A 24,453-nucleotide genomic window follows, 5' to 3' on the forward strand; every position below is an offset into this window, starting at 1 on the left:
CCGGGCTCTCAGGCGCGCGGGCGCGCGCCGTATCGTTCGGCGATGCGCACCAGAACGCCCAGCCCCCACCAGGCGCCCATGCTGGCGGCAGCAGAGCCGGCCACCATGATTTCCCGGCCTGAAAGCGCCCCGGCAATATCAAGCTGCTGCACGATCCACAGGCCGATCGGGCCGCCGAAGATCATGCCGCAGGAAACGCCGGTGACGAAACGGCTCGCCGCTTCGCGTTTGCTTTTCGGCAGCAGGTAAACGAGTGAGACACCCGCGCCCGCCACGGCGCCGGTGATGCGGGCGGCCCAGATACCGGCCTCATTGGCGAATTCAGACATGGGTAATCATTCCCGTTTAGGATGTTGCAATCGGGCGAACGCACCGCGCCGCCCGCAGGCGCTTTTTGCGCGCCTGTGATGGGTGATTTTCGAATCGTCGGAATCGCTTGGACGGAAGACCTCACAAAGAGAGTCCGCTTCTTCAGAAAGTGATTCAACTCAACCCGCCCGCTTCCAAGGGCGTGGTTCCAGCCACTCAGTAACCGACGGCTTCGCGTTTTTCCTCGTCGCTCAAAAAGGATGCCGCGCCGATGCGTGTCCAGAGCGCATCCCGTTCGCCGGCAAGCCCGGCGATCCTGTCGAGATCGGGTTCCAGCCTCAACCCGGCGCCGAAGACCGGTGCCAGCCAGCCGCAGAGCCTTGCCGCCGTGCGATAAACCAGTGGCAGCACGGTGAGGCGATAAAAGGCGCGGTTCGCCTCCTGGTAATTGGCATAGGTATTGTCACCGGGAATACCGATCAGCATCGGCGGCACGCCGAGCGAGAGCGCGATATCGCGCGCCGCTCCGTTGCGGGCCTCCAGAAAATCCATGTCGCGCGGTGAAAGACCCATGGCCTTCCAGTCCAGCCCGCCCTCCAGAAGCAGTGGCCGGCCGGCATTCATGGCCCCCTGATAGCCCTCTTCCAGTTCACGTTTCAGCCGCTCATATTGCTCGGTGGAGAGATTGCCGCCCTCCTTGGGCTGGTAGACCAGCGCACCGGAAGGCCGGGCGGAATTGTCGAGCAGCCGCTTGTTCCAATGGCTTGCGGCATTGTGGAGATCGAGCGCCGCACCCGCGGAGGCGAGCGGCGCAAAACCGACCCGGTCGTCCAGCGGATGGAAAAGCTTCAGATGCAGAAGCCCCAGCCCATCGCGGTCAGTGGCGATACGCCGCGCGGCGCGGCCCTCGGCGCGGTATTCATAAGCCGCCGGCCAGCCATCAGGCCCCTCGACGATGCTGACCCGGTCGGGCCTCAGGAGATGCAGCTCACGCAACCGACCGCCAACCATCAGCGGTTCGATATAGGCGTTTCCGGAGAGCATGAGATGGCCATAAAGCGTCTCGAAAAAATCCGGCCCGCCCATATGGGCGCTCGGCTGCGACAGCAGGGCCAGGAGCGGATGATCGGCCAGTTCCTCGTCACCATCATAAACCAGCCAGCTGACGGCGGCGGACGTTTCCGCCACCATGCGGGCGGCGCGGTGGGCGACCGGGTTCTTCATGAAACCTTCGCGGGCCAGAGCGGCATAGGAACGGCCGGACCAGAAGGCCTGCCCGCCCTGCATGGCCACGGCCATGAAGCCCTCGGCCATTTTCCGGCTTTCAGGCACGGCTTTGCCATCCGCCGGGCGCAGCCACGGCAGGGAGAAAGGAAATCGCATGGAATTGTCCTTGTTTTTATTCCGGCTCAGCCTCCCGCCCGGACCTCATCCCTGTTCCCCGGGAGAAGCCCGAGGACGTCACAGGGATCCAGCCAGCCCAAGTCCTTGGGCTGAAAGGAGTCTTTCCGCCGCGCAGACGCGCGTCGACTGGATTCCTGTGACGTCCTCGGGCTTGTCCCGGGGAACAGGAATGCGGGCGGAGGGGGCCTGAGCCCTATGACGAAGGAAAGGTTTGCGCCCGTTGTCAGCAGACTAAGTGCACATGCACGTTACTTCGCAGACGAAATGAGATGCTACCGGATCGGCGCCTTAACCGCCGTATCGCTGTTGAAATCGGCCGCGACACGGGTCTCGCGCAGTGGCTTCACCGTGCGGGTCGAAAGGTCATAGGCCGGATCGGCCTTGTAAGCCGCCAGCGCCGCCTCGTTTTCAAACTCGCCGTAGACGATGAAATCGACCGAGTTGCCCCATTGATCCTTCTTGACGTTCTCGCCGATTTCCAGCTTCAGCGCATGCGGTATCGCGGTGAGGCCGGAAAGCCCCCTGCGCACGGCATCGCGGTTTTCTTCGGGAACGGTGAAAAAGACGATATGGCGGATCACGGTGTCACCTGTCATGCAAAGTTCAAGAGCGGCCTCAGCGGCACGGTGTAACGGGTTATCATCTGGCCGACGCCGGTTCAATCCGCGCCGTAAGAAGGGCGCGATGAAATGCCCGTCCGTAACCGCTCACAAGCCGTGCCCGGTCACTGCCATTGATGATGGCGCGTGCGCCATCCCAATCCTCGCTGTCGCCGCTGAAGAAATCGGCAAGCCTGCGGCCGGTGAAGCTGCCGGCCATCATGCCGTGGATCAGGATCGTCGTTGCCACTTCCGCCTCCATGGCCCGCTCGGGGCGCTTCACCAGGTCGATACCCGTCAGCGCCGACATGGCGTCGTAGTTTCGGCGATGGGTCAGCTGCACGAAACCGCGCCCCAGCCAGCTTTTTCCTTCGGCATCCAGCCGCCAATAGGGTTTGCGCACCATGGGCAGCCGGCCCGCCGCAAAGGCGCGGTCGAGCCTGACGATTGCCTCGGCGTCGCTTGCCGCCAATGTCTCGCGAACCGGCTGCATGGTCGCCGCCGTCTCGTGAAAGGCCGTCGCCAGCATATAGGCCAGCCAGCGCGGATCGCCGCCCGGCAGCGCCTTTTCGAAACCGGCAAGCACCGTTTTCGTACCGGCTAGCTGCGCGGCGCGCAGGCGGCCCCCGAAGATGGAAATTCGCACCGACGCGAAGAATCGCACCTCGTCATAGGCCATATCAGGCTCCTGAAAGTGACGGGCGACAAGGCGCCCGGTTTTCTACATGACGGCCGTCACGACTAAATCGATTTGAAAAAACCTTAATCGATTTTAATCCGCCGCCCGGGGTTTCGGGGTAAAAAATTCCTTGAATTCCGGAACCTTAGCGCGCTAACTCCATTCACCGCGCAGTTCAGTCGCGTTAACCAATCAAGGAGGAATGCCACCATGACAGCGACAATCCCCCAGACCGTTTATGACCGCCTCGAAAACGAGTGGCGCCAGATGCGCGAAACCGGCTCTCAGCCGAAGCCGGCGCAATCTCCGAAGAAGTAAGGTCCACCGGACGCCCAATCATCGGCGGATACGGTGCCGAAAATTTCTTCTCCCCGCCGGGGAGAAGATGGCCCGAAGGGTCAGATGAGGGGGCGAGCTCTCCGAATCTGTCTACTCTCTCAGCACATATTGACCGTGGCCCCCTCATCCGGCGCTGCGCGCCACCTTCTCCCCGGCGGGGAGAAGAAACATGCGGCAAACGCTCGCTCAACGGGCTATGGCTCTTACCCGCGGGCCCGAAATTGCCCGCTCACATTCCCCGCACCCTCGGCTCATTCACCACCATCGTCGTCAGCGCCGTGATCGCCCAGACGAGCGCGTCCAGCCTGTCCGGCGAGCGTCCGGATGACAGGCCATCGGGCCCGAAATCCGTCATCTGGTCCTCCAGCTTTTCAAATCTCCCCGCGTGGCGCACCCGGCCCTGCTCGTAAAGGGCTGCGACCGGCTCGGCGCGGGTGAATTTGCCGCGGCTGGCGCGCACCATAGTCAGCGGCAGGTTGGCGTCTATGCTTTGCAGCATGGCCCGCACCATTTCGCCGCCCTGGTTGACCTCGGCCACCACCCGGTCGGCCTCGTGGCGGCGGAAGGCGGCAACCACGGCGCGCGCCCAGCCGGCCGGCGTTTCACCCTCCACCGAACAATCCGCCAGCACCGTGAGCAGCCCGGACATGCCAAGCCCCGCCACGACGATGCCGCAGCAGGAATTCTCGCCCATCCCGGAGGGCGGATCGACCGCAACCACGATCCGCGATAGCGGCTCATGCGTCGCCTCGATGATCGCTTCCAGATCGGCGCGTTTCCACAGCGCGCCCTCCCGTTCGTCGATCAGCTCGCCGCCGATTTCCTGACGGCCGAGCCGCGTTCCGCCGTAACGCTCCTGCATGGCCTTCAGGAAGCCGGGCGACAGGTTCTGCGCATTCATGGCGGTTGGCATTCGCGCCACCCGGCTTGTCGGGTCGGAAAGCAGTGCCTTCAGCAGCGGAATGGGCCGCGGCGTGGTGGTCACCAATTGCCGTGGCGCGTCACCGAGGCGCAGGCCGAATTGCAGCATGTCCCACGTCTCCTGAGGATATTTCCATTTGCCCAGCTCGTCTGCCCAGGCCATGTGAAATTGCGGGCCGCGCAGGCTTTCCGGGTCTTCCGAGGAAAACACCTGCGCCATCGCCCCGTTCGGCCAGAGAAGCCGGCGGCGCGACACTTCGAAGGCGGGGCGATGGCGGCGGGCAATGCGGCAGATGCCGGAAATGCCGTCGATCATCACCTCGCGGGCATCGCCCAGCGTTTCAGCCACCAGCGCGATGCGCAGATCCGACTGTTTGCCGGCGGAAGCGACGGCGTGCACCCATTCGGCCCCGGCGCGGGTCTTGCCGGAACCACGTCCGCCGATCAGCAGCCATGTTCGCCACTCACCCTCCGGCGCCTGCTGCGGCAGGTTGCCGATGAAACGCCAGTCGCGCAGGAGGTTGAAGACCTGTCCCTGCAAGCGGGTTTCAGTCAAAAATTCCGCCATGCCTCAGCCAGACCCGACGGAAGTACCAGACGCAGCGATCGCCTCCAGCCTCTCTCGGCATTTCTGCTCGGCCAGCGCTTCGATACGTCCGAGGAAATGCGCCACCGCCGCCTCGTAGTCTTCGGTATCGGCTTCATCCTCGTCCACAAGCGCCTGCCGCTCCTCTGCCAGCACCCGTTGCAGGGCATCGATCCGTTCCAGCGTGCGGACGATAAGCGACAGCTGATCCGTTGCGATTTTCACATCGGCGCGCGCCTGCTTGGCCTGCGCATCCTCGGCATCAGGCAAAAGCCCCGCCTCTCCGGCCTCCCGCAGATTGCGGTACATCGAGAATTGCTCGCGCATCTCCACCGTCAGCTCGTTCAGCAATTGTCGCAGACTGCCGTTGCGCGCCGCATCCTCCGCGGCCAGCCTGTCGGCCCGCGATTTTGTTTCGGGGGCGGCTTCCGACATGTCCTCACCCGCATAAGCGGGCGTCTCCGGCCAGGCTCCGTAGAGCGCCGGGTCACAAGTGTGAGAGCTTGTCATGGGATTGGCCTGCGAAAAAATAAGAAGGACACCGTACCGTATAGGGCGCAAGATGGTCCATCCAGACTCCCTCATCCCTGTGCTTGTCATAGGGATCCAGCCGACGCGCGTCTGCGCGGCGGAGAGATTCCTTTCAGCCCAAGGACTTGGGCTGGCTGGATTCCTGTGACAAGCACAGGAATGAGGAAAACGGGTGAAACTGTCAGTCAGCCGCAAATCTCCGACCGTATCCAAACACTAGCAAACCACCGTCACGCTGTAAAGGATTATTTTCCTATAATTGTGATTTTTATCCTGATGACAGCATTTGCACCCTTCCCCGCACCATACTACACTCGCGCCGCAAGCGGTGGACAAGAGGGGCAAGTCAAGTTGGTGAAACAATGGGTTGAGCGGTTGTTTGCGGGTCTTTCGGCAACCGGCATCGTCTTCGGCACGGTTCTCTTCTGCGCTTCTCTCACACCCTCGCTTTTGCCGCGTACATGGCTGATGCAAGGCGTTTTGTGCGGTTTCTCCTTCGCCATCGGATACATGATCGGCGTCGCCCTGCATGCCATCTGGGCCTATCTGGAGCTGCCCGAACCCTCGCGCCACAATGTCCGCGGCGTTCGGTTTCTCATCGCGCTTGCCGCCGCCATCACGGCGATTGCGTTCCTGTGGCAGGCGAAGGACTGGCAGAATTCGATTCGCGTGCTGATGGAGCTTGATCCGCTGCCCAGCGCCCACCCCACCAAGACCGGTGGCCTCGCCGTGCTGGTTGCCGCCCTCCTCATCGGCGCTGGTCGGCTTTTCCAGCTCATCCGCCGGTTCTTTGCCACCCGTAGCCGTCATTACCTGCCGCGCCGGCTCGCCAATGTTCTCGGCATCGCCGCTGCTGTCGTGCTGTCATGGATGCTGCTTAACGGCCTGATTTTCGATATCGGCCTGAAATTTGCCGATTCCTCGCTGAAACAGGTGGATTCGCTGATCGAGCCTGATGTGCCGCGCCCTTCCGATCCGCTGAAAACCGGCAGCAGCGCCTCGTTGATGTCATGGGAATCGCTCGGCCGCCGCGGACGGGAATTCGTGGCGGAAGGGCCGGCCGGCACGCAGATTTCCGCCTTCACCCATCGCCCGGCGAAGGAACCACTTCGGGTCTATGCGGGCCTCAATTCCGCCGCAACACCCGAAGAGCGAGCCTCGCTGGCGCTGGAGGAGCTGAAAAGGGTCGGCGGTTTCGAGCGCAAGGTGCTGCTCGTCGTCATCCCAACCGGCACCGGCTGGATCGATCCGGAAGCGCTTGATACAGTGGAATATCTGCATGATGGTGATATCGCCAGCGTCGCCGTGCAATATTCCTATCTTTCCAGCTGGATCGCGCTGCTGACCGAACCGGATTACGGTGTCGAGACGGCCCGCGCCCTGTTCGAAGCCGTTTATGGCTACTGGACCACCTTGCCGAAGGAAACGCGGCCGAAGCTCTACCTGCATGGCCTCAGCCTCGGTTCGCTCAATTCGCAGAAATCTTCCGATCTCTATGATGTGCTGTCCGACCCGTTCCAGGGTGCGCTGTGGAGCGGACCGCCCTTTTCCAGCTCCACCTGGCGCATGGCCACCAATGGCCGGGTGAAGGACACGCCGGAATGGCTGCCGCGTTTCCGCGATTCCTCCGTCATCCGCTTCGCCAACCAATATACGACAGCCCATATGCCAGGCGTGGACTGGGGTCCGATGCGGATCGTCTATCTGCAATATGCCAGCGACCCCATCACCTTCTTCGAGGCCGCCTCGCTTTACCGGCGGCCGCAATGGATGGTGCATCACGGTCCTGACGTTTCCACGTCCTTCCGCTGGTTCCCGGTGGTCACCCTGCTGCAGCTCGGTCTCGATGTTGCCGCCGCGACCACGGCGCCGATGGGTTATGGCCATGTCTATGCGCCGGAACATTACATCGACGCGTGGATGGAGGTGACCCAGCCGCAGGGCTGGAATGCCGAGGATATCCAGCGGCTGAAGATGCTCTTCAAGGCCCGCCGCGGCTCCACCGATCCGGCGTGAGCGCGGCGGGTTCGCTTTGAGCCTCAGCCTTTCAGCCGGTCCAGATTGTCGGCAATATAGGTTTGGAGCGAACGCGGCGCATGGCCGGTCAGCGTTTCCACGTCGCCGGTCACCACGGCCGTCCAGCCCTCGCGCACGGGATAGAAGATCGAGGCGAGGAAGGACGCGTAATCCTGCGGCACGCCGGCGCCGGTGAGGATGCCGATGAAGACTTCATCCGAGACGGCGCCGTAAGAGACAGGTTTTCCGATCGCCTGCGAAATCAGCGCGGCTGCCTCGGCGTAACCGAAGGCCTTCGGGCCTGTTAGATTGAAGGCCTTGCCATTGAAAGCGTCAGAGGTAAGTGCTGCGGCGGCACTGTCGGCGATATCACGCACGTCGATGAAGCTCGATTTTCCCTCGCCGGCCGGAACGGCGATCTGACCGTGCTCGATCCCGGCCTTCCAGTAGCTGTGGAAATTATCGGCAAACCAGTTGGGGCGCAGGATGACGTAAGGCGTGCCGGACGCGATGATCTTCAGTTCGATCTGGCGATAGGGAATGGAATCGTCGGCATCGACGCCCAGCACGCTGAGGAAGACGATCTTCACCTTGCGGCGCGCGGCCTCTTCGACAACAGGGGTCAGTGCATCGATGGCATCCAGACGCCCGCCGGCCAGCATGAGGAACAGGCGATCAACGCCGTCAAATGCATCCGCGAAAGTGGCGTGGTCGGTATAATCGAAGCGCACACCTTCCGCGCCGTCCGTGGCGTTGCCGCTGCGCGACGCCGCCTTCACGCTTTCACCCTTGGCAACCAGCGCTTTGACCAGCGGTGTGCCGATCGTGCCTGTCGAACCGATTACGAGTATCTTGCCTGTCATCTCAAATCTCCTTAGTATCTAATGGAAACCATGTTTCGAAAACACAGATACTGCGTTGGCGAAATCATGAAAAGAGAGCACTTTTCGGTTATCTGGTTTCCTCGTGGAAACCGGCAAGACCCTGAAAGCACGGAACAAACCGATGGAACACATCTATGACGTCTATGAGGATCGCTGCCCCACCCGCATGGTGCTGGACAGGATCGCAGACAAATGGGCGCTGCTGATACTCGACAAACTGCGGGTGGACGCCGTGCGCTTCAACCTGCTGCGACGGGAGATCAAGGGCATTTCGCAGAAGGTCCTGTCGCAGACGCTGAAGAAGCTGGAGCGCGACGGGCTGATTTCCCGGCAGGCCTTTGCGACGGTGCCGGTGACGGTGGAATATTCGCTGACACCGCTGGGGCGGACGCTGACCGACACGGTGGCGGCGCTCGCCCATTGGGCGGAAGGCAATATCGATGCGGTGATGGCGGCGCAGAGGGCTTATGACGAGAGAGTGGCGGTTTAAATCGAGGCGCGGCTACCCCCGGCTCCCTCATTCCTGTGCTCGTCACAGGAATCCAGCCAGCCCAAGTCTTTGGGCTTAAAGCACTCTTCCCGCCGCGCAGACGCGCGTCGGCTGGATCCCTGTGACAGGCACAGGGATGAGGAAGGAGAGAGCGTCAGGAACGACGGTCGGCGTCGCGCCCACCAAACTCCCCTACCGCGAAATCCGCGTCGAAAGAATGATCGACGACAGCGTCCGCTCCACACCGTCAAGCGCGCCGATGCGGTCGATCAACCGGTCGAGATCGAGGATCGAAGGTGCGGCCAGAATCGCAATCAGGTCAAATGTGCCGCTCACAGAATGCAGCGTCGTCACTTCCTTGATGGCGGTAAGCGCGGCCGTTACCGCCGGCAGCGCCTTCGGCCCGATGGTGATCAGCACATGGGCGCGCACCAGCCCGGAAAGATAACTTTCCGAAAGCCTCAAGCCATAACCGGCAATCACGCCGTCGGCCTCCAGCCGCTCGATTCGCGCCTGCACGGTGGTACGGGAAAGCCCGAGCCTGCGCGCCAGTTCCGCCACCGGCATGCGGGCATTTTCGGAAAGCAGGGCGAGCAGCGCCCGGTCCTTGTCGGCGATTGCCATAGTGATCAATCCTGTCGTCTAATTGTCCAATATTATCCCGCTATCCGCACATAGTGAAGCTGCGAATCGTCAAAAAAAGCTGGCATTCTGTCTTTGGAGCGCATTCATTGCGCAAAGACATGCGAATTTACTGCGGGGAACAAAAACATGAAAAACATTGTCGTCATCGGCGCTGGCAATATCGGTTCAGCCATTGCCTGGATGCTGGCCGCAACGGGCGATTATCGCATCACCGTCGCCGATCGCTCGACCGATCAGCTGACGAACGTGCCGGCGCATGAGCGCGTCGATACCGAGATCGTCGACATCGCCGATCGCCCGGCGCTGGAAGCACTGCTGAAGGGCAAATTCGCCGTGCTTTCCGCCGCCCCCTTCCATCTGACGGCGGGCATTGCCGAAGCGGCGGTCGCGGTTGGCACCCATTATCTCGATTTGACCGAAGATGTGGAATCCACCCGCAAGGTCAAGGCACTCTCGGAAACGGCCGAGACCGCGCTCATTCCACAATGCGGTCTCGCGCCCGGCTTCATCTCCATCGTCGCCGCTGATCTCGCCGCCCGCTTCGACAAGCTGGACAGCGTGAGGATGCGCGTCGGCGCGCTGCCGCAATATCCGTCCAATGCGCTCAACTACAATCTCACCTGGAGCACGGACGGGCTGATCAACGAATATATCGAACCCTGCGAAGCCATCGTCGAAGGCCGCCTCACCGCCGTTCCGGCGCTGGAAGAGCGTGAGGAATTTTCGCTCGACGGCGTCACCTACGAGGCCTTCAATACTTCGGGCGGCCTCGGCACCCTGTGCGCCACGCTTGATGGTAAGGTGCGGACGATGAATTACCGCACCATCCGTTATCCCGGCCATGTGGCAATCATGAAGGCGCTTCTGAACGACCTCAACCTGCGCAACCGCCGCGACGTGCTGAAGGACCTGTTTGAAAACGCCCTGCCCGGCACCATGCAGGATGTGGTTATTGTCTTCGTCACCGTCTGCGGCACCCGCAACGGCCGTTTTCTGCAGGAAACCTATGCCAACAAGGTCTATGCCGGCCCGGTTTCCGGCCGGATGATGAGCGCTATCCAGATCACCACAGCCGCCGGTATCTGCACGGTTCTCGACCTTCTGGCGGAAGGCGCCCTGCCACAGAAGGGTTTTGTGCGACAGGAGGAAGTGGCGCTGCCGAAATTCCTCGAAAACCGCTTTGGCCGGTATTATGGCGCGCACGAGCCGCTGGCCCGGGTGGGGTGAAGAGCTAGTATTTATAGGGCGCGGCGTTGCCGCTGGGTTTCTTCTCCCCGCCGGGGAGAAGGTGGCCCGAAGGGTCGGATGAGGGGGCAAGCTCTCCGGATATCTCTACCCTCGCCCCCTCATCCCGCTGCCGCGACCTTCTCCCCGGTGGGGAGAAGAAACAAGGGGCACACGCTCGCTCCAACGCTGCCGTTCAACCTTCGCTTACGTCCCGCAAAACGTCCTGAATACCCGTTCATGGCTCATCGGCGGCTGCATATAGACGAAATTGTCCGGCCGCTCCTCGAAGGGCGTTGCAATGGCCCTCAGCATCGCGTGGAAGGGCTCGAAATCACCATCCTCCACCGCCGCCTCGATCAGCTCCTCGATGCGATGGTTGCGCGGGATGACGGCCGGATTAACTGATAGCATCGCCGCTGACCTTTCGGAATCGGAAATCCCGTCCCGACCGGCCCGTTCCCGCCAGCGGGCCAAAAACGCGTCCGCCCCGGCAATGTCGATGAACATGCCGCGGAACGGCTCGGCATCACCGTTTGCCGCATGGGAGAGACGCCGGAAGGTCAGTGTAAAATCGGCTTCCGATGACTGCATCAGCGAAAGAAGCGCCTGGACCAGATCCATGTCGCCCTCTTCCTCGGTCGTCAGGCCGAGCTTTTCGCGCATGCCGGTGAGCCAGCGCTGGGGAAAGGCGGCAGCGAAATCGGCGAGAACGGCGTTGGCGAGTTCCGCGGCCTTCTCCACTTCAGGATCGAGCAGCGGCAGCAAGCATTCCGCCAGCCTTGCGATGTTCCATTGGGCGATGCCGGGCTGGTTGTTGTAGGCATAACGGCCCTGCGCATCGATGGACGAGAAGACCTTGTTCGGATGGTATTCGTCGAGGAAGGCGCAGGGGCCGAAATCGATGGTCTCGCCGGAAATTGCCATATTGTCGGTATTCATCACGCCGTGGATGAAACCCACCATCATCCAGCGGGCGATAAGCGCGCATTGCCTTTCAGCAATGCCGCGCAGCAAAGCGAGATAGGGATTGTCGGCGTCTTTCGCTTCGGGATAGTGGCGGTCGATGACGTAGTCCGCAAGGCTCCTGATCGCCTCGTCGTCTTCGCGCGCGGCGAAGAACTGGAAGGTGCCGACACGGATATGGCTTGCCGCGACACGGGTGAAGACACCGCCCGGCAGGCCCACCTCCCGCTGCACCCTTTCGCCACTGAGGACGGCCGCCAGCGCCCTTGTCGCCGGAATGCCGAGCGCAAACATGGCTTCCGAGACGATATATTCACGCAGCACCGGGCCGAGTGCTGCGCGCCCGTCACCCCTGCGCGAAAACGGTGTGGGGCCGGAACCCTTGAGCTGGATATCCCGCCGCTTGCCGTTCGCGTCGATCACTTCGCCGAGAAGAATGGCGCGGCCGTCGCCAAGCTGCGGCACGAAACCGCCGAACTGGTGCCCGGCATAGGCCATGGCCAGCGGTTCGGCTCCCTGCGGCACGACATTGCCGGAAAAGATCGCCGCGAGCCTGTCATCGTCAAGACCGGAAACGTCAAGAAGAAGCTCATCCGCCAGCGCGCGATTAAAGGCGATGAGGCGCGGCGCCTTTACCGGCGTTGGCAGCACGGCGGCGCTGAACCGCTCCGGCAGGCGGGCATAGGAATTGTCGAATTTCATCACGGGTAAACTCCCTGCTTTTGCCTGATATGGCGGTTTTTGCTTTCGGTTGCGAGAGTGGCGGCAGCGAATTCGACTGGTCATGCCGAGCTTTAGTGAAATTCGGTTTGGACTTGGCTGCCTTTGCCCCTACATAGGCATGGTATTGAGCCCCCCGTAGTGCAGGATGAATTTGTGCCGCATTTCCCCGATGACGATAGTGAGATGGGCAAAGCCATCCGGCTTTTCGACTGGACATCAACGGCGATGGGACCGGTGGAAACATGGCCCGTTGCGCTGAAGACGACGGTGCGGACAATCCTGAAGCAAGGTCACGCCATCTGCCTGTTCTGGGGACCTGATCTCAATATCATCTATAATGACGCCTACCGGCCGTTTCTCGGGCTGAAGGAGCGGGGCGCCCTTGGCAAGCCGTTTCACATCATATGGTCGGATGTCTGGGACGACGTAAAACCCTTTGTGGATGAAGCGCTGTCCGGCAGAGGAACCTTTGCCGAGGACCTGCATCTCATCATGGATCGCAACGGTTTTCCGGAGGACACCTACTGGACCTTTTCCTACAGTCCGCTTTATGACGATAACGGCAAGGTCGCCGGGTTGATCAACATCACCATTGAAACGACCGCGACCGTGGAAGGTCGCAAACGGGAAGAACTCCTGCGGCGCGAACTCGTCCACCGGGTCAAGAATACCATGGCGATCACCACCGCCGTCGTCAGCGCCACCATGCGCCATTCGCGAACGCTGGAAGAGGCGCGCGACACCATCAAGCGGCGCATCGCCGCGCTTGGCAATGCGCAGAACCTCATGCACGCTTCCGGCAAGGGGGCGGGCATTGTCGAGCTTGTCCGCGATTCCGTTTATCCTCATCTCGACGACAGGGCACGGGTAACCATTTCCGGCCCGGATATGGACATTGCGCCGCAACAGGCACTCGGCCTGTCACTCGCGGTCTATGAGCTTGCCACCAATGCCCTCAAATATGGCGCGCTTTCCAGCGAAAGCGGCCGGGTGGAGATCGCCTGGACGCTCGGCGACAATGACCGCTTCGAACTGCGCTGGCGTGAAACGGGCGGCCCGCCGGTCAGGCCCCCGACCCGCACCGGTTTCGGCTCGCGCCTCACCAATCAGATCGTCGCCGCCTATTTTTCCGGCGAGGGCCGCACCTTCTATCATCCGGATGGGCTGGTGTTCGAACTGGACGGCAAATACGAAACGGCGGCGCAGGAGCAATCCGGCGTTTGAACTTTCTTTCGTCCCATTCGTTGCGTTCTCTGAACCAGAATTGCCGCAACGAAAGGAACGGGAATGACCGTCGTTGAAGCCGTAACCGCAGAGCCGGAAAGCGCGATCCGCACCCTCCACACCGACCTGCCTGTCAACGCCACCTTCCATGTGTGGCTGAAGGCGAAAAAGGATGCCGAACCCGGCGCTGTTTCCTTCTCCAACCAGAATGGAAAATTCGCGGAAGTTTCAAGCGTCAATACTGAAGAGTTCAGTTTTCGAATCTATCAGGTCTTCGGCGGCGGCCATGTGGAGCTGAGCTACGACACGGTAACCACGGCCGTTTCCGTCATCTACTGGTTCACAGCGTCGGATGTGCTGGAAACCGGGATCACCGTCGTCCATACAAAACCGGACAATGCCGCACCCGAGCTACCGGGCAGCTATCATTTCCGCCCACCCTTCGGCTGGATGAACGATCCGAACGGTTTTGGCCGTTTCGAAGGTCGGCCGCATCTGTTCTATCAGCATTACTCGCACGGGCTGCGCTGGAACACCATGCATTGGGGCCATGCCGTCTCCTCGGATTATCTGCGCTGGCGGCATCTGCCGATCTTCCTCTTTCCCTCCGAGGACCTGACGACGCGGCCGGACAAGCGCGGTGGCGCCTATTCCGGCTCGACCATTCCGCTGGTGGAAGGCACCGGCATCCGCGTCTTTTTCACCGAACAGGTGCAGGACCGTATTCCCGAGCAGCAGATTCAGCTCACCGCCACCTCCTCGGACCTCATCATGGCCGGACAGGCAGACGTCATTCTCGCCCACCGCCCGGATGGGCAGGGGCTGACGCCTGACTTCCGCGACCCTTATGTGTTTCGCGGCCCAGACGGTTTGTGGAAAATGCTGCTCGGCAGCCAGAGCGATGGCGGCGGCGTAATCCTGCTTTACGAGACGCTGGACCCCACGGCCGCCTCCGGCTGGACCTATGTCGGCAAGCTGTGGGTGGAGACGCGTTACAAGACCACGGCGATTGAATGCCCCTGCCTGCTGCCGCTCGATGGCCCTGCCAATGCCCGTTCGACACGGTGGGTGCTGATCTACGGGCTGATGCATTCCGAAGACCCGGAGACCGGCCGTAAGAACCTGACCATGGCCGATGTCGGCTGGTTTGACGGCAAGGTCTTCACCAAGGAATTTGGTCAGGAGCTGGATTTCGGCACGGATAATTACGCCTTTCAGGCCTTTCTCGATGGCGACAGCATCATCGGCATCGGCTGGCTGGCAAACTGGGCGGATGCCAATCCGGAAATCGATTTTCCCACCTCCATGACCCTGCCGCGCCGAATTCACTATGCCAACGGCGAGCTTCTGACCCCACCTATCGGCGCGGCGGAAAGCCTGCGCAGCCATATTCTCGACCGCACGCGACTGGCTGCCGGCGAACGCGTCACCTTCATTAACGGTGCGGTGGAAATATTGATCGAGCTTGCCTCGTCAGGCGCGGCCTTCGAGCTCTCGCTCGATCATCCGACAGTCACGCTCGGTCTCGTCTCCGACGAGACGGGCCTGTGGATCCGCCACGAGGATGGACGCGACGGTGCTTCACCGCACTACATCGCCAAGGGAGCGCGGGCGTCCCGCATCCGCATTTTCCTGGATTACGGCTCCATCGAGGTCTTTGCCAATCGCGGCCGTTATGTCGGCACCAAGCGCATCGAAGGTTTCGAACCGGTGCGCTCGGCGCTGCTTCGCGCCGACCCCGGTGCAGTGGTGCACGCCACCAGCTGGGCGCTAAAACCGTGAGGAACCTTTTGGTGGACTGGGCGGTTGATAGGCGAAACCGCCCAATCCACGGATAAGGAGAAACGGCATGACCAAAATCCGCGATACCAGCGATCCGATCCTGTTTCCGACCGAAGCCAATGAAAACAAGGCGGAGAAGAAACGCGCCGGCAAGGGCATCATCATCATTATCGGTGCGGTCGCGATCATGGCCTTCGTCGTATATCTGGCGGCGATCACCATAGCCACCACCCAGTCCTGACGGCGTGGGTGAACGGCCGTTCGTTTGTTTTTGTCGCATTTCCGGACGGAAAACCGGGTTACACTTTTCCTGGAAATGCTCTACCGGCGCGCGCTCCGCAAGCCCCTCGCCGTCATGATCGCCAGCAGCGACACAACCACACCCAGCCCATAAAGATAAAGCATCGGCGTCGTCACATCAGCACGATCGATCTGCACGACGAGATCGGTCGCGGCGGCGACGGTGCCGCTGGCACCCGCACCGGCCGCAGAACCCAGCGTTGCGACCGTGGGCAGCAATGCGCCTGTCATCTTGCGTTCCTCTTCCGGCGCCGCCTCCATGGCCGCCTGGCTGATACCGGCCCAGGACATGCCGAAGGCAGATCCTATCAGGATTTGTCCAAGCAACATTTCTCCCCAATTGCCCGTCGCAAGCCCGAGCCCCAGCAGCACACAGCCCGGCACCATCTGGTAAGGGCCGTAATGCAGGCAGATTTCCCGCAGGCGGTTTGAGCGCAGACTGCCGATCAGCATCGCCATGAAGCTCCAGGCGAGCGGCATGGTGACAACGATGAAACCAGCAAAGGTCGGTTCATGCTGCCAGAGATTGATGGCGACATAAGCGAGATAGACGCTGCCCAGTGCATGGGCATAGGACATCAGGAACAGCACCCAGAAGCCACTACCGAGCACCGTTTTCAGCCGGAACGAATCCCTGGGGAACAGGCCGGAGGAAGGCTGGATGCCCGCCCGCAGGGAGGCCCACAACAATGCCGCGCCCGCCAGCAGAGAGATTGCCCGCAGGCTCGCATCCTCAAAGGCAGAAGGCGCGGAAAAGGCCAGAGCGCCGCCAAGGCAGAGCAGCAGCGGCACCAGCGGCTTGCGCGTGGCGGCCACCGGCCGCTCGGCGGAGACGGCAACCACCGTATAGACCATGAGCACAATGATCAGCGGTGCCGAGAGCAGGAAGGTGGCGCGCCAGGAGATGTGCTGGGTGGCGAAACCGCCGGTCAGCGGGCCGATGAAGGAGGCCACCGCCCAGATCGCCGCCTCGATGGCAAAGACCTTCGGCAACAGGCCGGAGCGGAACCCGGCGGGAATGAGGCTGTAGCACACCGCCACAATCAGCCCGTCCGCCACCCCCTGCAACGCCCGGCCGATAACCACCCACAAAAAATCGCCGGCGATTGCCGAAAGAACCGAGCCGAAGGAAAAGATGAGGCAGCACAGAAGCAGGACGCCGCGGGCGCCAAAGCGTTCGCGAAACAGCACCGCGGTAACGCCGCCCGCCACGGAGCCTACGAAATAGAGACTATAGGCCCAGCTATAAAAACCTGCGCCGCCGATTTCGTTGACGGCGACGGGCAAGGCCGTGACGACAGCGAACTGATTAAAGGCGTGCAGACCGATACCGGAGGAGATGACGGTCAGAAGCGAGAGGTTAGCCCCGCTCAGCAATTCGCCCCAGCCGTTTTTCTCCACCATTTCCATACTCGACAAAGCCGTATCCTTTCCATTTTTGCGATACGGCGGGCAAACTAGAACCTCAAGCACCATTGAGGTCAAGACGGCTTTTTCGCGTAATTGGTTTGAAGGAATTGGCGGGCGGCAGGAACCCTGCGCGCGCCCGGCCGTTTGCTGAAGAACCGACAGAAAGGATACCGTCATGGACCGCAACAAGATCATGCCCCACACGGAAGACGCCATGGACGAGAATTTGCTCGATCTCGACGTCGACGCCCTTCCCGCCAAGGGAGAAATTCCGCAATCGATCGAACAGGAAATCGAGGAAGAAGAGGCCGAAACCGAGGACGACCCTTATCAGGAAAGCGACGAGGCCCTGCCCGATGATGCCGAGGAGCGGGTGATCAACCGCAACCCTTCGCGCGAGGGCGGGGCTTTCGACGAGGTTTAGCCGCTTGGCTGGCCGGATACGAGGCGCTTCAGCATATGCCGTTGATGATCCTGACCACCGAAGAAGACGGCGAGAATGCGCAACGTTTTCTCGCCTTCAACAACATCGAAATAAAAGATCGCCTGATTTTTTGTGACCCGACGAAGGCCGGGCAACAATTCGGGCATCAATGTCCCCTGAAGCGGCGCTTTGCCAAGGGTTTGCATATCCGCCTCGATAGCGCCGATGCGCAGGACTGCCCGCTCGAAAGCCTCCGGTAGGGCGTCGCCAAGGTCGCGATAGGATTGAACGAGATGGTCGAGAATGAGGCCGAGATCCTGATCCGTCTGCGCCGAACGCAGGACCTTAAAGGCCATAGCCGGCCTTCCTGGCTGCAATCACCGCTGCGGTTCTGTCCTTGCCGTCCCCGACGGAGACAAAATCGCCCTGCGCACGATCTGTCAACAGGTCGCGAAGCGCGGCAAGCTCGGCGTCCTTCAACTCTGTTTCCTGCCGAAGCAATTCCAATCCCCGCTGCATAACCGCACTGAGACTGGCATAACGCCCCTCCTCCACCAGCCTGCGGGCGAAGCTGTCCTGTTGATCGGAAATGGAGACTGACGCCTTGACGGACATTGGGGCACTCAATTTGCGTGGCAAGTGATGCTACCCAGTAGCATATTTTGCCATTTTTTCCAATGCGCATTTCTCAAGCTGGATCGATCATGCTGATGACGCGCCCGGCGATTTCATCGATCGTCGCATCATCGAGGGTTTCGATATATTTCGCTTTCTTCTGGGAAACCCGGGCGACGATATCCATGCTTCTCACCTGATTGCACAAAGCGACGCCCGTTGTCTTGTGGCCGGATATATTCACGGCAAGCCCTGCCTTGCGCGTAAACATGCCGCCGGTGGTCACGGGCACGACGAGACACAGTCCGACCGCGTTTATCTCTCTGGGCGTGATGACGACACAGCGATGTTCGTCCCTGATTTCGCTGCCGATGACAGGGTTGAGATCGACCAGATAAACGTCGCCACGTTTCGGAACCTGGCTGCGGACCATCAAAGGACTTCTTTGCCTATTGGCGGCGCTTCGTCCCACTCCCGCGCACTGGCATTGAGGGCGGCGACTTCATCCGCACCCTCCAGCAGTTCGGCAAGCGTGAAGTGCTTCTTTTCCTGCCGAACCGGGCTGGCGACCAGCGCGCCGTTATCGACCTCGAGCGTCAGTTGCTCACCGATTTCCAGCCCCAGCATCTTCAAAAGAGCGGGCGGGATGGTCATCACCGCCGCACCACCCTGACGTCTTATCCTCGTGGTTACGGTCATCCGTCTGCGCTCCATTTTGTGCAACATATGTAGCACATTTTTGGACCTGCGCAAATGGAAGTCGTCTATCAACCCGCCCGTTCCGGCGAATAACCGGCATCGCGGATCGCCGCTTCCGCGGTTGCGGCGTCACCGGTCACGGTCAGCTTGTGGGCATCGAGGTCGATGGCCACTGACGCACCAGGAAGCACATCCGCAAGTGCGCCGCGAAGGGTCTTTTCGCAATGGCCGCAGGTCATATCAGGGATGAGGAAGGTGGTTGCACTCATGGTTCTCTCCTTTTGACCGGCACTTTGCGCCGGCTGATATTGCAGTTCAGTGAGTTCTGGCGGGCTTGTCATCTGTCTTGTCGGCGCCCGCGAGATCATCGAGGATGGGGCAATCGGGCCGGTTATCGCCGCCGCAGCAATGGGCGAGATGGGAGAGCGTCTTCACCATGCTCTTCATCTCGGCGATCTTCTGCTCGAGATCGGCGATGTGGACGAGCGCGATTTCCTTCACCGCCGAACTCTCGCGGCTCTTGTCCTGCCAGAGTTTTAGCAGCGTCTCGGTTTCTTCGAGCGAAAAACCGAGCGTGCGCGCCCGCTTGATGAAGCGCAGATTATGCACGTCCTGCTCGCCATAGACCCGGTAATTATTGCCGGTGCGTGCGGCGGGGGTGATGAGGCCGATCTGCTCGTAATAACGGATCATCTTGGCGGAAACGCCCGATGCTTCCGATGCCTGGCCGATATTCACGATGTCACCTCCCTGTGCGCAACCTTCGCCCGTTTCAACCGCAGCGCATTGGCGAGAACAAAGACGCTGGACAGCGCCATGGCGCCCGCGCCGATCATCGGCGACAGCGTGATGCCGAAGGCGGGATAAAGCACGCCCGCCGCAACCGGTATCAGCGCCACGTTGTAACCGAAAGCCCAGAACAGGTTCTCCTTGATGTTGCGCATGGTCGCCCGGCTCATCTCTATGGCGTTGACTGCGCCGAGAAGATCACCGCCAACCAGCACCACATCGGCGCTTTCGATGGCGACATCCGTGCCGGTGCCGACGGCGATGCCGATATCGGCCTCGGCGAGCGCCGGCGCGTCATTGATGCCGTCACCCACGAAGGCCAGCACCTTGCCGCCGGTGCGCATCTCGTGGATCGCCTTCACCTTGCCTTCGGGCAGCACTTCCGCCACGACGCGGGAGATGCCGACCTGCCGGGCGATCGCGTTGGCCGTGCGTTCATTATCGCCGGTCACCATCGCCACTTCGATGCCCATCGCCTGCAACGCTTTGATCGCAGTGACACTCGAGGGTTTCAGCGGATCGGCGACGGCAATCGCAGCCGCCAGCCTGCCGTCGATGGCGGCATAAAGCGGCGTCTTGCCCTCGTCACCCAGCCTTGCGGCGGCTTCAGCGAAAATCTCCACGGAATGGCCGAGTTTGGCCATGTAACGATCCGCGCCGACTTCGACCCTGCGGCCATTGACGGTGGCCGCGATGCCGTAACCCGTCACGCTTTCGAAGTTCTCGACGGTCGCAGGTTCGAGTCCTGCAGGGGTCGCCACCTTCTTTTCTTCCGCAGCCCGGACGATGGCTTCGGCAATCGGATGTTCCGAGCGGCCCTCGACAGCGGCGACCAGCGCCAGCACTTCGTTATCGGCAAACCCTTCCGCAACCACCAGATCGGTCAGTTCCGGGCGGCCCTTGGTCACAGTGCCGGTCTTGTCGACCACGACGATCTCAGCCGAGCGCAGTTCCTGCAATGCCTGCCCCTTGCGAAACAGCACGCCCAGCTCCGCCGCCCGGCCGGTGCCGACCATGATCGAGGTCGGCGTAGCGAGACCCATGGCGCAGGGGCAGGCTATGATGAGCACCGCGACCGCATTGACCAGCGCGAATGTATAGGCAGGCTCAGGCCCGAATATCGCCCAGACGATGAAGGTCAGCACCGCAATCGCAATGACAACGGGCACGAACAGCGCAGTGACACGGTCGACCAGCAGCTGGATCGGCAGCTTGGAGCCTTGCGCCTCCTCCACCATGCGGATGATCTGCGACAGCATGGTATCCGCGCCGACCTTGGTTGCCCTGAACTTGAAGGCACCGGTCTTGTTGATGGTGCCGCCGACGACCGCTGCGCCGACCGTCTTTTCCACCGGCACGGGTTCGCCGGAAATCATGGACTCATCGACATAGGACGAGCCTTCGACGACTTCGCCATCCACCGCCAGCCTTTCGCCGGGACGGATGACGACGATATCGCCCGTCACCAGATCGTCAGGGGAAATATCGATGGTCGCACCGTCGCGCTCCACCCGGGCGGTCTTTGCCTGCAGGCTCATCAGCTTGCGGATGGCGTCTCCCGTACGGCCGCTGGCGCGGGCTTCGAGAAGCCGTCCGGTGAGGATCAGCGTCACGATAACGGTGGCCGCCTCATAATAGACGAACTGCGCCTCTGCCGGCAGCAGATCGGGCGCGAAGGTTGCAACAACCGAATAGAGATAGGCCGCCGTGACACCCAGCGCCACCAGCGAGTTCATTTCCGGCGCGCCGCGCAAAAGCGCCGGAAAGCCGGTCTTGAGAAAGCGCAGGCCCGGCCCGAAAATCACCGCCGTCGCCAGCACGAAATAGATGTAATAGAGGTTCTGCGTCTCGATGATGCCCATCAGCCAGTGATGCATCGGCTCATAGAGATGGCCGCCCATTTCCAGCACGAAAAGCGGTGCGGTCAGGATGGCGGCAATCGTCAGGTCGCGTTTCAGCGCGCCCTCCTCACCGGCATGTTGCATATGGTCATGGCCACCACTTTCACCGGCCGCCATCTGGGCGTGGCCCTGATGATGTCCGTGGTGCTGGCTGTGGTCTTGATGGGCGGAATGGTCATGCGGCTTGCGTGTCGTCAGCACAAAGCCGGCGAGCTTCGCCGTTTCCACCAGCGCATCCCGCTCACGGCGGCCGCCGATGGTTTCCACCGCCACCTTCCCGGCAGCAGCGTCCACCTTCACGTCGACGGTAGTGGCGATGGCGTCCAGAATGGTTTTCAACCGTCCGGCATCCGCATCGCCGTGCAGGCCTTCGACGGCAAATTCATGCCGGTCCGGTGCGATATCGTAACCGACCTTCTTGATGGCGGCACCAAGCGTTCTGGCCGAAAAGCCCTCGGCGGGCTCGACGGTGAGCTTCTTCGTGGCGAAGTTCACCGAGCTTGATGCAACGCCCGGCACCTTGGCCGCGGCCGTTTCCACGCGCCGCACACATGACGCGCAGGTCATGCCTTCCACGGGAATGGAAACCGGTTGGTTCGAATGGGCGTGTCTGACTGTCTCGTTCATGGGAAATCCCCTTTCGAGACCCTATGTAGGGCTTCCCATGATGGGAAGGTCAAGGTAGGGGCAAGCTTTTTGTTGAACACACAATCGTGAGCACTGGCACCAGCCATAAAAGCAGGGATTTCCGTCGTTTACCTTTGTTGTCCGGTAACCGCGCGTTCGCCTCTCAGGCCGCCACGCGTCTGGCGAGATAAACCGTTGCCCCACCACATTGCGGGTCATTGACCGTGTGATCGAGAAGCCGGAACCCATTTGCGGCGAGCAGGCTCTCATAATCTTCGCGTGCAAGGCTGGCATGATAAAGCGGCTTGCCATGGAACGTGCCTATCGCTTCGCCCTGCTCCGGCCCGGCCGTGAACATCAGGGCCGCACCGTCATTGGCGTGCTGGCGGAAAATGCCGAACATCAGGCGTTGTTGTTCGGGCTTCAGGTGGAAAAAACTGTGCCAGGCGATCAAGCCGTCGAAACGGCGACCGAGAGCCAACTCGCGCATATCGGCAACCGCCCAGAGATTTTCCGGAAACCGGCTGCGGCAAAGTTCGATCAGCGGCAGGGACGCGTCAATACCCGTGACGTCATAGCCATTGGTGATGAAATAGCCGGCAATCGGTTCGCCGGAACCGCAGCCGATATCGAGAATGGAACCGCCGCCGGGCAAAAGCGAGGTGAATCTGTCCAGCCATGGTTTTTCGGCAAGGGACCGGCCGCGCTCCTTGTCGAAATCAGCGCCGTGTTCGGTATAGATCCCGATGACATCGCGGGAGGCGTTCGACATTTCCTGATGTCCTTTTTTCAGGGCATTTCGGCCGCGTCGTTTTTACCGGTGCACCGCCAGCCGCGGAATATCGCGCAAAAAGGCATCGCGTACGGCGGGCCCGAGCGGTTCATTCGACGGTTTGTCGGAAACGCGCAGCCTTGCGAAGACGATGTGCTGGCCTTCCCGCTCCGCCCAGCCGACGAACCAGCCGAAGGGGCGGTTGCGGTCCGGATTGCCCTTTTCGTCGCGCATGTAGCCAGTGCCGGTCTTGCCGTGTACGGCCCAGCTTTCCGGCGCATCGAAGACCGGCACGATGGCCCGCGTCTTGGCCTGCGCATCGCGGGAGAAAGGCAGATTGCCGCCGAGAAGACGGCGAAGGAAACCCACCTGCTCCACCGGCGAAATCGTAAGTGACGCGCCAAGCCAGGAATGGGTGAGGCCGTTATTCTTGCCCGGTTCGCCGGACACATCCGCATTGCCGTAACCGAGGCGCTTCACATAGGCGGCGAATTTTTCCGGGCCGAGGCGGCGGGTGACTTCTCGCGAATACCACAGCACCGAATCCTGCTCCCATATGGTGGGATCAACCGTCTTGCGATCCGAGGCACGGGCTTCCGTGCCGGGTTTCCAGTCCCAGGCGGGCGACTTCTCATCCTGAAGGATGCCGGCATCGTAACCGATCAGCGCCAGCGGCACCTTGAAGGTGGAGGCCGGGGCCACGCGCTGGTCGCAGGCGCCCTGCTGGTTGATGATGGCGCCTGTTTCGATTGACGTGACCAGCGTGCATTCAAAGGCCTGCGGTTGCTGCTGGGCAAAAACGGAAAACGGCAGGAGGCCCGGAAGGGCAAGGCACGAAAGAACGATGGCGGGCAGCCGGTAGCGCATGCGTTTTGATGTCCCTCGTCCGCTTTTGCGGATCATTTGCCGGAATGGCCGGAAGCTGTCCTTGATTTCAGACAAGTCGATCCCGAAACAGTGACACGTTTTCGGATGACATGCCTTAAGAGACTGATGGGGCAGGAATAGGACCAAAACAAGAATTGACGTCTTCCGTCAGATCCGCTGCTTTTCGCCCGCCTTCTCACCCACTGTCAGGGGCCAGTCGACCACATAATCCTCGAAGTCGTCAACATCCACATTGGCCTCGCTGACGGTACGCCCACGCGCGGAAATGCCAGCCTGATGCACCGTCTCGGTATCGCCGGAGACGAGATAGTGCCACCAGTACAGATCCTTGCCATCACGCACCAGCGCATAGGCGCAGGTGGGCGGCAGCCAGCCGATCTCATGCACCTTCTTCAGGTCAAGCTGGATACAATCCGGCACGGTGGCGCGGCGGTTTTCATAGTCGGAGCATCGACAGCTTTCACCGTCAAGCAGCACACAGCGTACCGAGGTGAACACCACTTCGCCGGTGTCCCAGTCTTCCAGCTTGTTGAGACAGCACAGGCCGCAGCCGTCGCACAGGCTTTCCCATTCCTCGCCGGTCATCTCCGTGAGTGATTTGGTTTTCCAGAACGGCGCGTCATTCATCGTTAACATTTCCGTTTCATTTTGATCTCTTGGACGGGAGTGTTTAACCGGTCCCTAATCCTTTATATCGTATCGCCAA

The 24,453-nt window shown here is 61.2% G+C and carries 27 protein-coding genes; 7 read left to right on the forward strand and 20 right to left on the reverse strand.

Features of this window, described 5'->3' with window-relative positions; translation table 11 throughout:
* Positions 1 to 8: 8 nt before the first annotated feature.
* From O8B93_RS20535 to O8B93_RS20560, 6 genes are all read right to left on the reverse strand, one after another.
* A complete protein-coding gene (locus O8B93_RS20535) occupies positions 9 to 329 on the reverse strand; it encodes a DUF6107 family protein (protein WP_269711736.1) in 321 nt (106 codons plus the stop codon).
* Between the two features lie 196 nt (positions 330 to 525).
* Entirely contained in the window at positions 526 to 1,692 is a 1,167-nt protein-coding gene (locus tag O8B93_RS20540; protein ID WP_269711737.1) for a phage portal protein, read from the reverse strand.
* Between the two features lie 293 nt (positions 1,693 to 1,985).
* A complete protein-coding gene (locus O8B93_RS20545) occupies positions 1,986 to 2,294 on the reverse strand; it encodes a Dabb family protein (protein WP_137410976.1) in 309 nt (102 codons plus the stop codon).
* Between the two features lie 58 nt (positions 2,295 to 2,352).
* The gene (locus tag O8B93_RS20550) at positions 2,353 to 2,991 is read right to left on the reverse strand and encodes a hypothetical protein (RefSeq protein WP_269711738.1); all 639 of its coding nucleotides are present in this window, start codon (positions 2,989 to 2,991) and stop codon (positions 2,353 to 2,355) included.
* A 568-nt stretch (positions 2,992 to 3,559) separates the two neighbouring features.
* Positions 3,560 to 4,819 carry a DNA-packaging protein gene (locus O8B93_RS20555; protein WP_269711739.1) on the reverse strand — a complete coding sequence of 420 codons (1,260 nt, stop codon included), beginning with the start codon at positions 4,817 to 4,819 and terminating at the stop codon, positions 3,560 to 3,562.
* A gap of 3 nt (positions 4,820 to 4,822) precedes the next feature.
* Positions 4,823 to 5,347 carry a hypothetical protein gene (locus O8B93_RS20560; protein ID WP_269711740.1) on the reverse strand — a complete coding sequence of 175 codons (525 nt, stop codon included), beginning with the start codon at positions 5,345 to 5,347 and terminating at the stop codon, positions 4,823 to 4,825.
* Positions 5,348 to 5,743: 396 nt separating this feature from the next.
* Between O8B93_RS20560 and O8B93_RS20565 the strand changes: the two genes are divergently transcribed.
* On the forward strand, positions 5,744 to 7,384 hold the full coding sequence (locus tag O8B93_RS20565; protein WP_269711808.1) for an alpha/beta hydrolase: 1,641 nt from the start codon (positions 5,744 to 5,746) through the stop codon (positions 7,382 to 7,384).
* Positions 7,385 to 7,407: 23 nt separating this feature from the next.
* On the opposite strand, the gene O8B93_RS20570 is transcribed toward O8B93_RS20565, so the two are convergent.
* On the reverse strand, positions 7,408 to 8,247 hold the full coding sequence (locus O8B93_RS20570) for an SDR family oxidoreductase (RefSeq protein ID WP_269711741.1): 840 nt from the start codon (positions 8,245 to 8,247) through the stop codon (positions 7,408 to 7,410).
* Between the two features lie 142 nt (positions 8,248 to 8,389).
* Between O8B93_RS20570 and O8B93_RS20575 the strand changes: the two genes are divergently transcribed.
* Positions 8,390 to 8,758 carry a winged helix-turn-helix transcriptional regulator gene (locus O8B93_RS20575; protein ID WP_269711742.1) on the forward strand — a complete coding sequence of 123 codons (369 nt, stop codon included), beginning with the start codon at positions 8,390 to 8,392 and terminating at the stop codon, positions 8,756 to 8,758.
* 192 nt (positions 8,759 to 8,950) lie between these two features.
* Here O8B93_RS20575 and O8B93_RS20580 read toward each other — a convergent pair whose 3' ends face one another.
* On the reverse strand, positions 8,951 to 9,382 hold the full coding sequence (locus O8B93_RS20580) for an Lrp/AsnC family transcriptional regulator (RefSeq protein WP_174007961.1): 432 nt from the start codon (positions 9,380 to 9,382) through the stop codon (positions 8,951 to 8,953).
* A gap of 147 nt (positions 9,383 to 9,529) precedes the next feature.
* Between O8B93_RS20580 and O8B93_RS20585 the strand changes: the two genes are divergently transcribed.
* On the forward strand, positions 9,530 to 10,630 hold the full coding sequence (locus O8B93_RS20585) for a saccharopine dehydrogenase family protein (RefSeq protein ID WP_269711743.1): 1,101 nt from the start codon (positions 9,530 to 9,532) through the stop codon (positions 10,628 to 10,630).
* Between the two features lie 204 nt (positions 10,631 to 10,834).
* Here O8B93_RS20585 and O8B93_RS20590 read toward each other — a convergent pair whose 3' ends face one another.
* Positions 10,835 to 12,295: a protein adenylyltransferase SelO gene (locus O8B93_RS20590; protein ID WP_269711744.1), complete on the reverse strand. Its 1,461-nt coding sequence runs from the start codon at positions 12,293 to 12,295 to the stop codon at positions 10,835 to 10,837.
* A gap of 159 nt (positions 12,296 to 12,454) precedes the next feature.
* On the opposite strand from O8B93_RS20590, the gene O8B93_RS20595 reads away from it, so the two are divergent.
* The 3 genes from O8B93_RS20595 (at position 12,455) to O8B93_RS20605 (ending at position 15,563) form a co-directional block, all read left to right on the forward strand.
* Positions 12,455 to 13,540, forward strand: coding sequence for a sensor histidine kinase (locus tag O8B93_RS20595; RefSeq protein WP_269711745.1), 1,086 nt, complete (start codon positions 12,455 to 12,457; stop codon positions 13,538 to 13,540).
* A gap of 63 nt (positions 13,541 to 13,603) precedes the next feature.
* Positions 13,604 to 15,322: a glycoside hydrolase family 32 protein gene (locus O8B93_RS20600; protein ID WP_269711746.1), complete on the forward strand. Its 1,719-nt coding sequence runs from the start codon at positions 13,604 to 13,606 to the stop codon at positions 15,320 to 15,322.
* Positions 15,323 to 15,389: 67 nt separating this feature from the next.
* Positions 15,390 to 15,563: a hypothetical protein gene (locus O8B93_RS20605; RefSeq protein ID WP_080825533.1), complete on the forward strand. Its 174-nt coding sequence runs from the start codon at positions 15,390 to 15,392 to the stop codon at positions 15,561 to 15,563.
* 80 nt (positions 15,564 to 15,643) lie between these two features.
* Here O8B93_RS20605 and O8B93_RS20610 read toward each other — a convergent pair whose 3' ends face one another.
* Positions 15,644 to 17,032: an MFS transporter gene (locus O8B93_RS20610; protein ID WP_269711809.1), complete on the reverse strand. Its 1,389-nt coding sequence runs from the start codon at positions 17,030 to 17,032 to the stop codon at positions 15,644 to 15,646.
* Positions 17,033 to 17,207: 175 nt separating this feature from the next.
* On the opposite strand from O8B93_RS20610, the gene O8B93_RS20615 reads away from it, so the two are divergent.
* Positions 17,208 to 17,456, forward strand: a complete 249-nt coding sequence (locus O8B93_RS20615) for a hypothetical protein (RefSeq protein WP_269711747.1) — start codon at positions 17,208 to 17,210, stop codon at positions 17,454 to 17,456.
* On the opposite strand, the gene O8B93_RS20620 is transcribed toward O8B93_RS20615, so the two are convergent.
* From O8B93_RS20620 to O8B93_RS20665, 10 genes are all read right to left on the reverse strand, one after another.
* Entirely contained in the window at positions 17,453 to 17,812 is a 360-nt protein-coding gene (locus tag O8B93_RS20620; RefSeq protein ID WP_269711748.1) for a type II toxin-antitoxin system RelE/ParE family toxin, read from the reverse strand. The genes O8B93_RS20615 and O8B93_RS20620 overlap by 4 nt on opposite strands.
* Entirely contained in the window at positions 17,802 to 18,071 is a 270-nt protein-coding gene (locus O8B93_RS20625; protein ID WP_269711749.1) for a ribbon-helix-helix domain-containing protein, read from the reverse strand. Before O8B93_RS20625 ends, O8B93_RS20620 begins: the two co-directional genes overlap by 11 nt.
* 73 nt (positions 18,072 to 18,144) lie before the next feature.
* Positions 18,145 to 18,504: a type II toxin-antitoxin system toxin MazF gene (mazF, locus tag O8B93_RS20630; RefSeq protein ID WP_269711750.1), complete on the reverse strand. Its 360-nt coding sequence runs from the start codon at positions 18,502 to 18,504 to the stop codon at positions 18,145 to 18,147.
* The gene (gene mazE, locus O8B93_RS20635; RefSeq protein ID WP_269711751.1) at positions 18,504 to 18,770 is read right to left on the reverse strand and encodes a type II toxin-antitoxin system antitoxin MazE; all 267 of its coding nucleotides are present in this window, start codon (positions 18,768 to 18,770) and stop codon (positions 18,504 to 18,506) included. The genes mazF and mazE overlap by 1 nt, the downstream gene beginning before the upstream one ends.
* Before the next feature lie 68 nt (positions 18,771 to 18,838).
* Entirely contained in the window at positions 18,839 to 19,039 is a 201-nt protein-coding gene (locus tag O8B93_RS20640) for a heavy-metal-associated domain-containing protein (protein ID WP_269711752.1), read from the reverse strand.
* Between the two features lie 46 nt (positions 19,040 to 19,085).
* Entirely contained in the window at positions 19,086 to 19,508 is a 423-nt protein-coding gene (gene cueR / locus O8B93_RS20645) for a Cu(I)-responsive transcriptional regulator (RefSeq protein WP_269711753.1), read from the reverse strand.
* Positions 19,505 to 22,087 carry a heavy metal translocating P-type ATPase gene (locus O8B93_RS20650; RefSeq protein WP_269711754.1) on the reverse strand — a complete coding sequence of 861 codons (2,583 nt, stop codon included), beginning with the start codon at positions 22,085 to 22,087 and terminating at the stop codon, positions 19,505 to 19,507. Before O8B93_RS20650 ends, cueR begins: the two co-directional genes overlap by 4 nt.
* A 163-nt stretch (positions 22,088 to 22,250) precedes the next feature.
* Positions 22,251 to 22,859, reverse strand: coding sequence for a class I SAM-dependent methyltransferase (locus O8B93_RS20655; RefSeq protein ID WP_269711755.1), 609 nt, complete (start codon positions 22,857 to 22,859; stop codon positions 22,251 to 22,253).
* A 42-nt stretch (positions 22,860 to 22,901) separates the two neighbouring features.
* Positions 22,902 to 23,726, reverse strand: coding sequence for a class D beta-lactamase (gene blaOXA, locus O8B93_RS20660; protein WP_269711756.1), 825 nt, complete (start codon positions 23,724 to 23,726; stop codon positions 22,902 to 22,904).
* A 168-nt stretch (positions 23,727 to 23,894) separates the two neighbouring features.
* Positions 23,895 to 24,374, reverse strand: a complete 480-nt coding sequence (locus O8B93_RS20665; protein ID WP_269711757.1) for a YcgN family cysteine cluster protein — start codon at positions 24,372 to 24,374, stop codon at positions 23,895 to 23,897.
* Positions 24,375 to 24,453: the final 79 nt, after the last annotated feature.

It is taken from the genome of Martinezella rhizogenes, from assembly GCF_027460065.1.
Classification (GTDB): domain Bacteria; phylum Pseudomonadota; class Alphaproteobacteria; order Rhizobiales; family Rhizobiaceae; genus Agrobacterium; species Agrobacterium rhizogenes_C.

Coding starts and splice junctions, on each gene's coding strand:
- O8B93_RS20615 (WP_269711747.1), top strand. CDS start 17,208: ATGGACCGCAACAAGATCATGCCCCACACGGAAGACGCCATGGACGAG.
- O8B93_RS20620 (WP_269711748.1), bottom strand. CDS start 17,812: ATGGCCTTTAAGGTCCTGCGTTCGGCGCAGACGGATCAGGATCTCGGC.
- O8B93_RS20585 (WP_269711743.1), top strand. CDS start 9,530: ATGAAAAACATTGTCGTCATCGGCGCTGGCAATATCGGTTCAGCCATT.
- O8B93_RS20665 (WP_269711757.1), bottom strand. CDS start 24,374: ATGAATGACGCGCCGTTCTGGAAAACCAAATCACTCACGGAGATGACC.
- O8B93_RS20555 (WP_269711739.1), bottom strand. CDS start 4,819: ATGGCGGAATTTTTGACTGAAACCCGCTTGCAGGGACAGGTCTTCAAC.
- O8B93_RS20610 (WP_269711809.1), bottom strand. CDS start 17,032: ATGGAAATGGTGGAGAAAAACGGCTGGGGCGAATTGCTGAGCGGGGCT.
- O8B93_RS20640 (WP_269711752.1), bottom strand. CDS start 19,039: ATGAGTGCAACCACCTTCCTCATCCCTGATATGACCTGCGGCCATTGC.
- O8B93_RS20570 (WP_269711741.1), bottom strand. CDS start 8,247: ATGACAGGCAAGATACTCGTAATCGGTTCGACAGGCACGATCGGCACA.
- O8B93_RS20650 (WP_269711754.1), bottom strand. CDS start 22,087: ATGAACGAGACAGTCAGACACGCCCATTCGAACCAACCGGTTTCCATT.
- O8B93_RS20605 (WP_080825533.1), top strand. CDS start 15,390: ATGACCAAAATCCGCGATACCAGCGATCCGATCCTGTTTCCGACCGAA.
- O8B93_RS20600 (WP_269711746.1), top strand. CDS start 13,604: ATGACCGTCGTTGAAGCCGTAACCGCAGAGCCGGAAAGCGCGATCCGC.
- mazF (WP_269711750.1), bottom strand. CDS start 18,504: ATGGTCCGCAGCCAGGTTCCGAAACGTGGCGACGTTTATCTGGTCGAT.
- mazE (WP_269711751.1), bottom strand. CDS start 18,770: ATGACCGTAACCACGAGGATAAGACGTCAGGGTGGTGCGGCGGTGATG.
- blaOXA (WP_269711756.1), bottom strand. CDS start 23,726: ATGCGCTACCGGCTGCCCGCCATCGTTCTTTCGTGCCTTGCCCTTCCG.
- O8B93_RS20655 (WP_269711755.1), bottom strand. CDS start 22,859: ATGTCGAACGCCTCCCGCGATGTCATCGGGATCTATACCGAACACGGC.
- O8B93_RS20535 (WP_269711736.1), bottom strand. CDS start 329: ATGTCTGAATTCGCCAATGAGGCCGGTATCTGGGCCGCCCGCATCACC.
- O8B93_RS20580 (WP_174007961.1), bottom strand. CDS start 9,382: ATGGCAATCGCCGACAAGGACCGGGCGCTGCTCGCCCTGCTTTCCGAA.
- O8B93_RS20540 (WP_269711737.1), bottom strand. CDS start 1,692: ATGCGATTTCCTTTCTCCCTGCCGTGGCTGCGCCCGGCGGATGGCAAA.
- O8B93_RS20625 (WP_269711749.1), bottom strand. CDS start 18,071: ATGTCCGTCAAGGCGTCAGTCTCCATTTCCGATCAACAGGACAGCTTC.
- O8B93_RS20590 (WP_269711744.1), bottom strand. CDS start 12,295: ATGAAATTCGACAATTCCTATGCCCGCCTGCCGGAGCGGTTCAGCGCC.
- O8B93_RS20550 (WP_269711738.1), bottom strand. CDS start 2,991: ATGGCCTATGACGAGGTGCGATTCTTCGCGTCGGTGCGAATTTCCATC.
- O8B93_RS20575 (WP_269711742.1), top strand. CDS start 8,390: ATGGAACACATCTATGACGTCTATGAGGATCGCTGCCCCACCCGCATG.
- O8B93_RS20560 (WP_269711740.1), bottom strand. CDS start 5,347: ATGACAAGCTCTCACACTTGTGACCCGGCGCTCTACGGAGCCTGGCCG.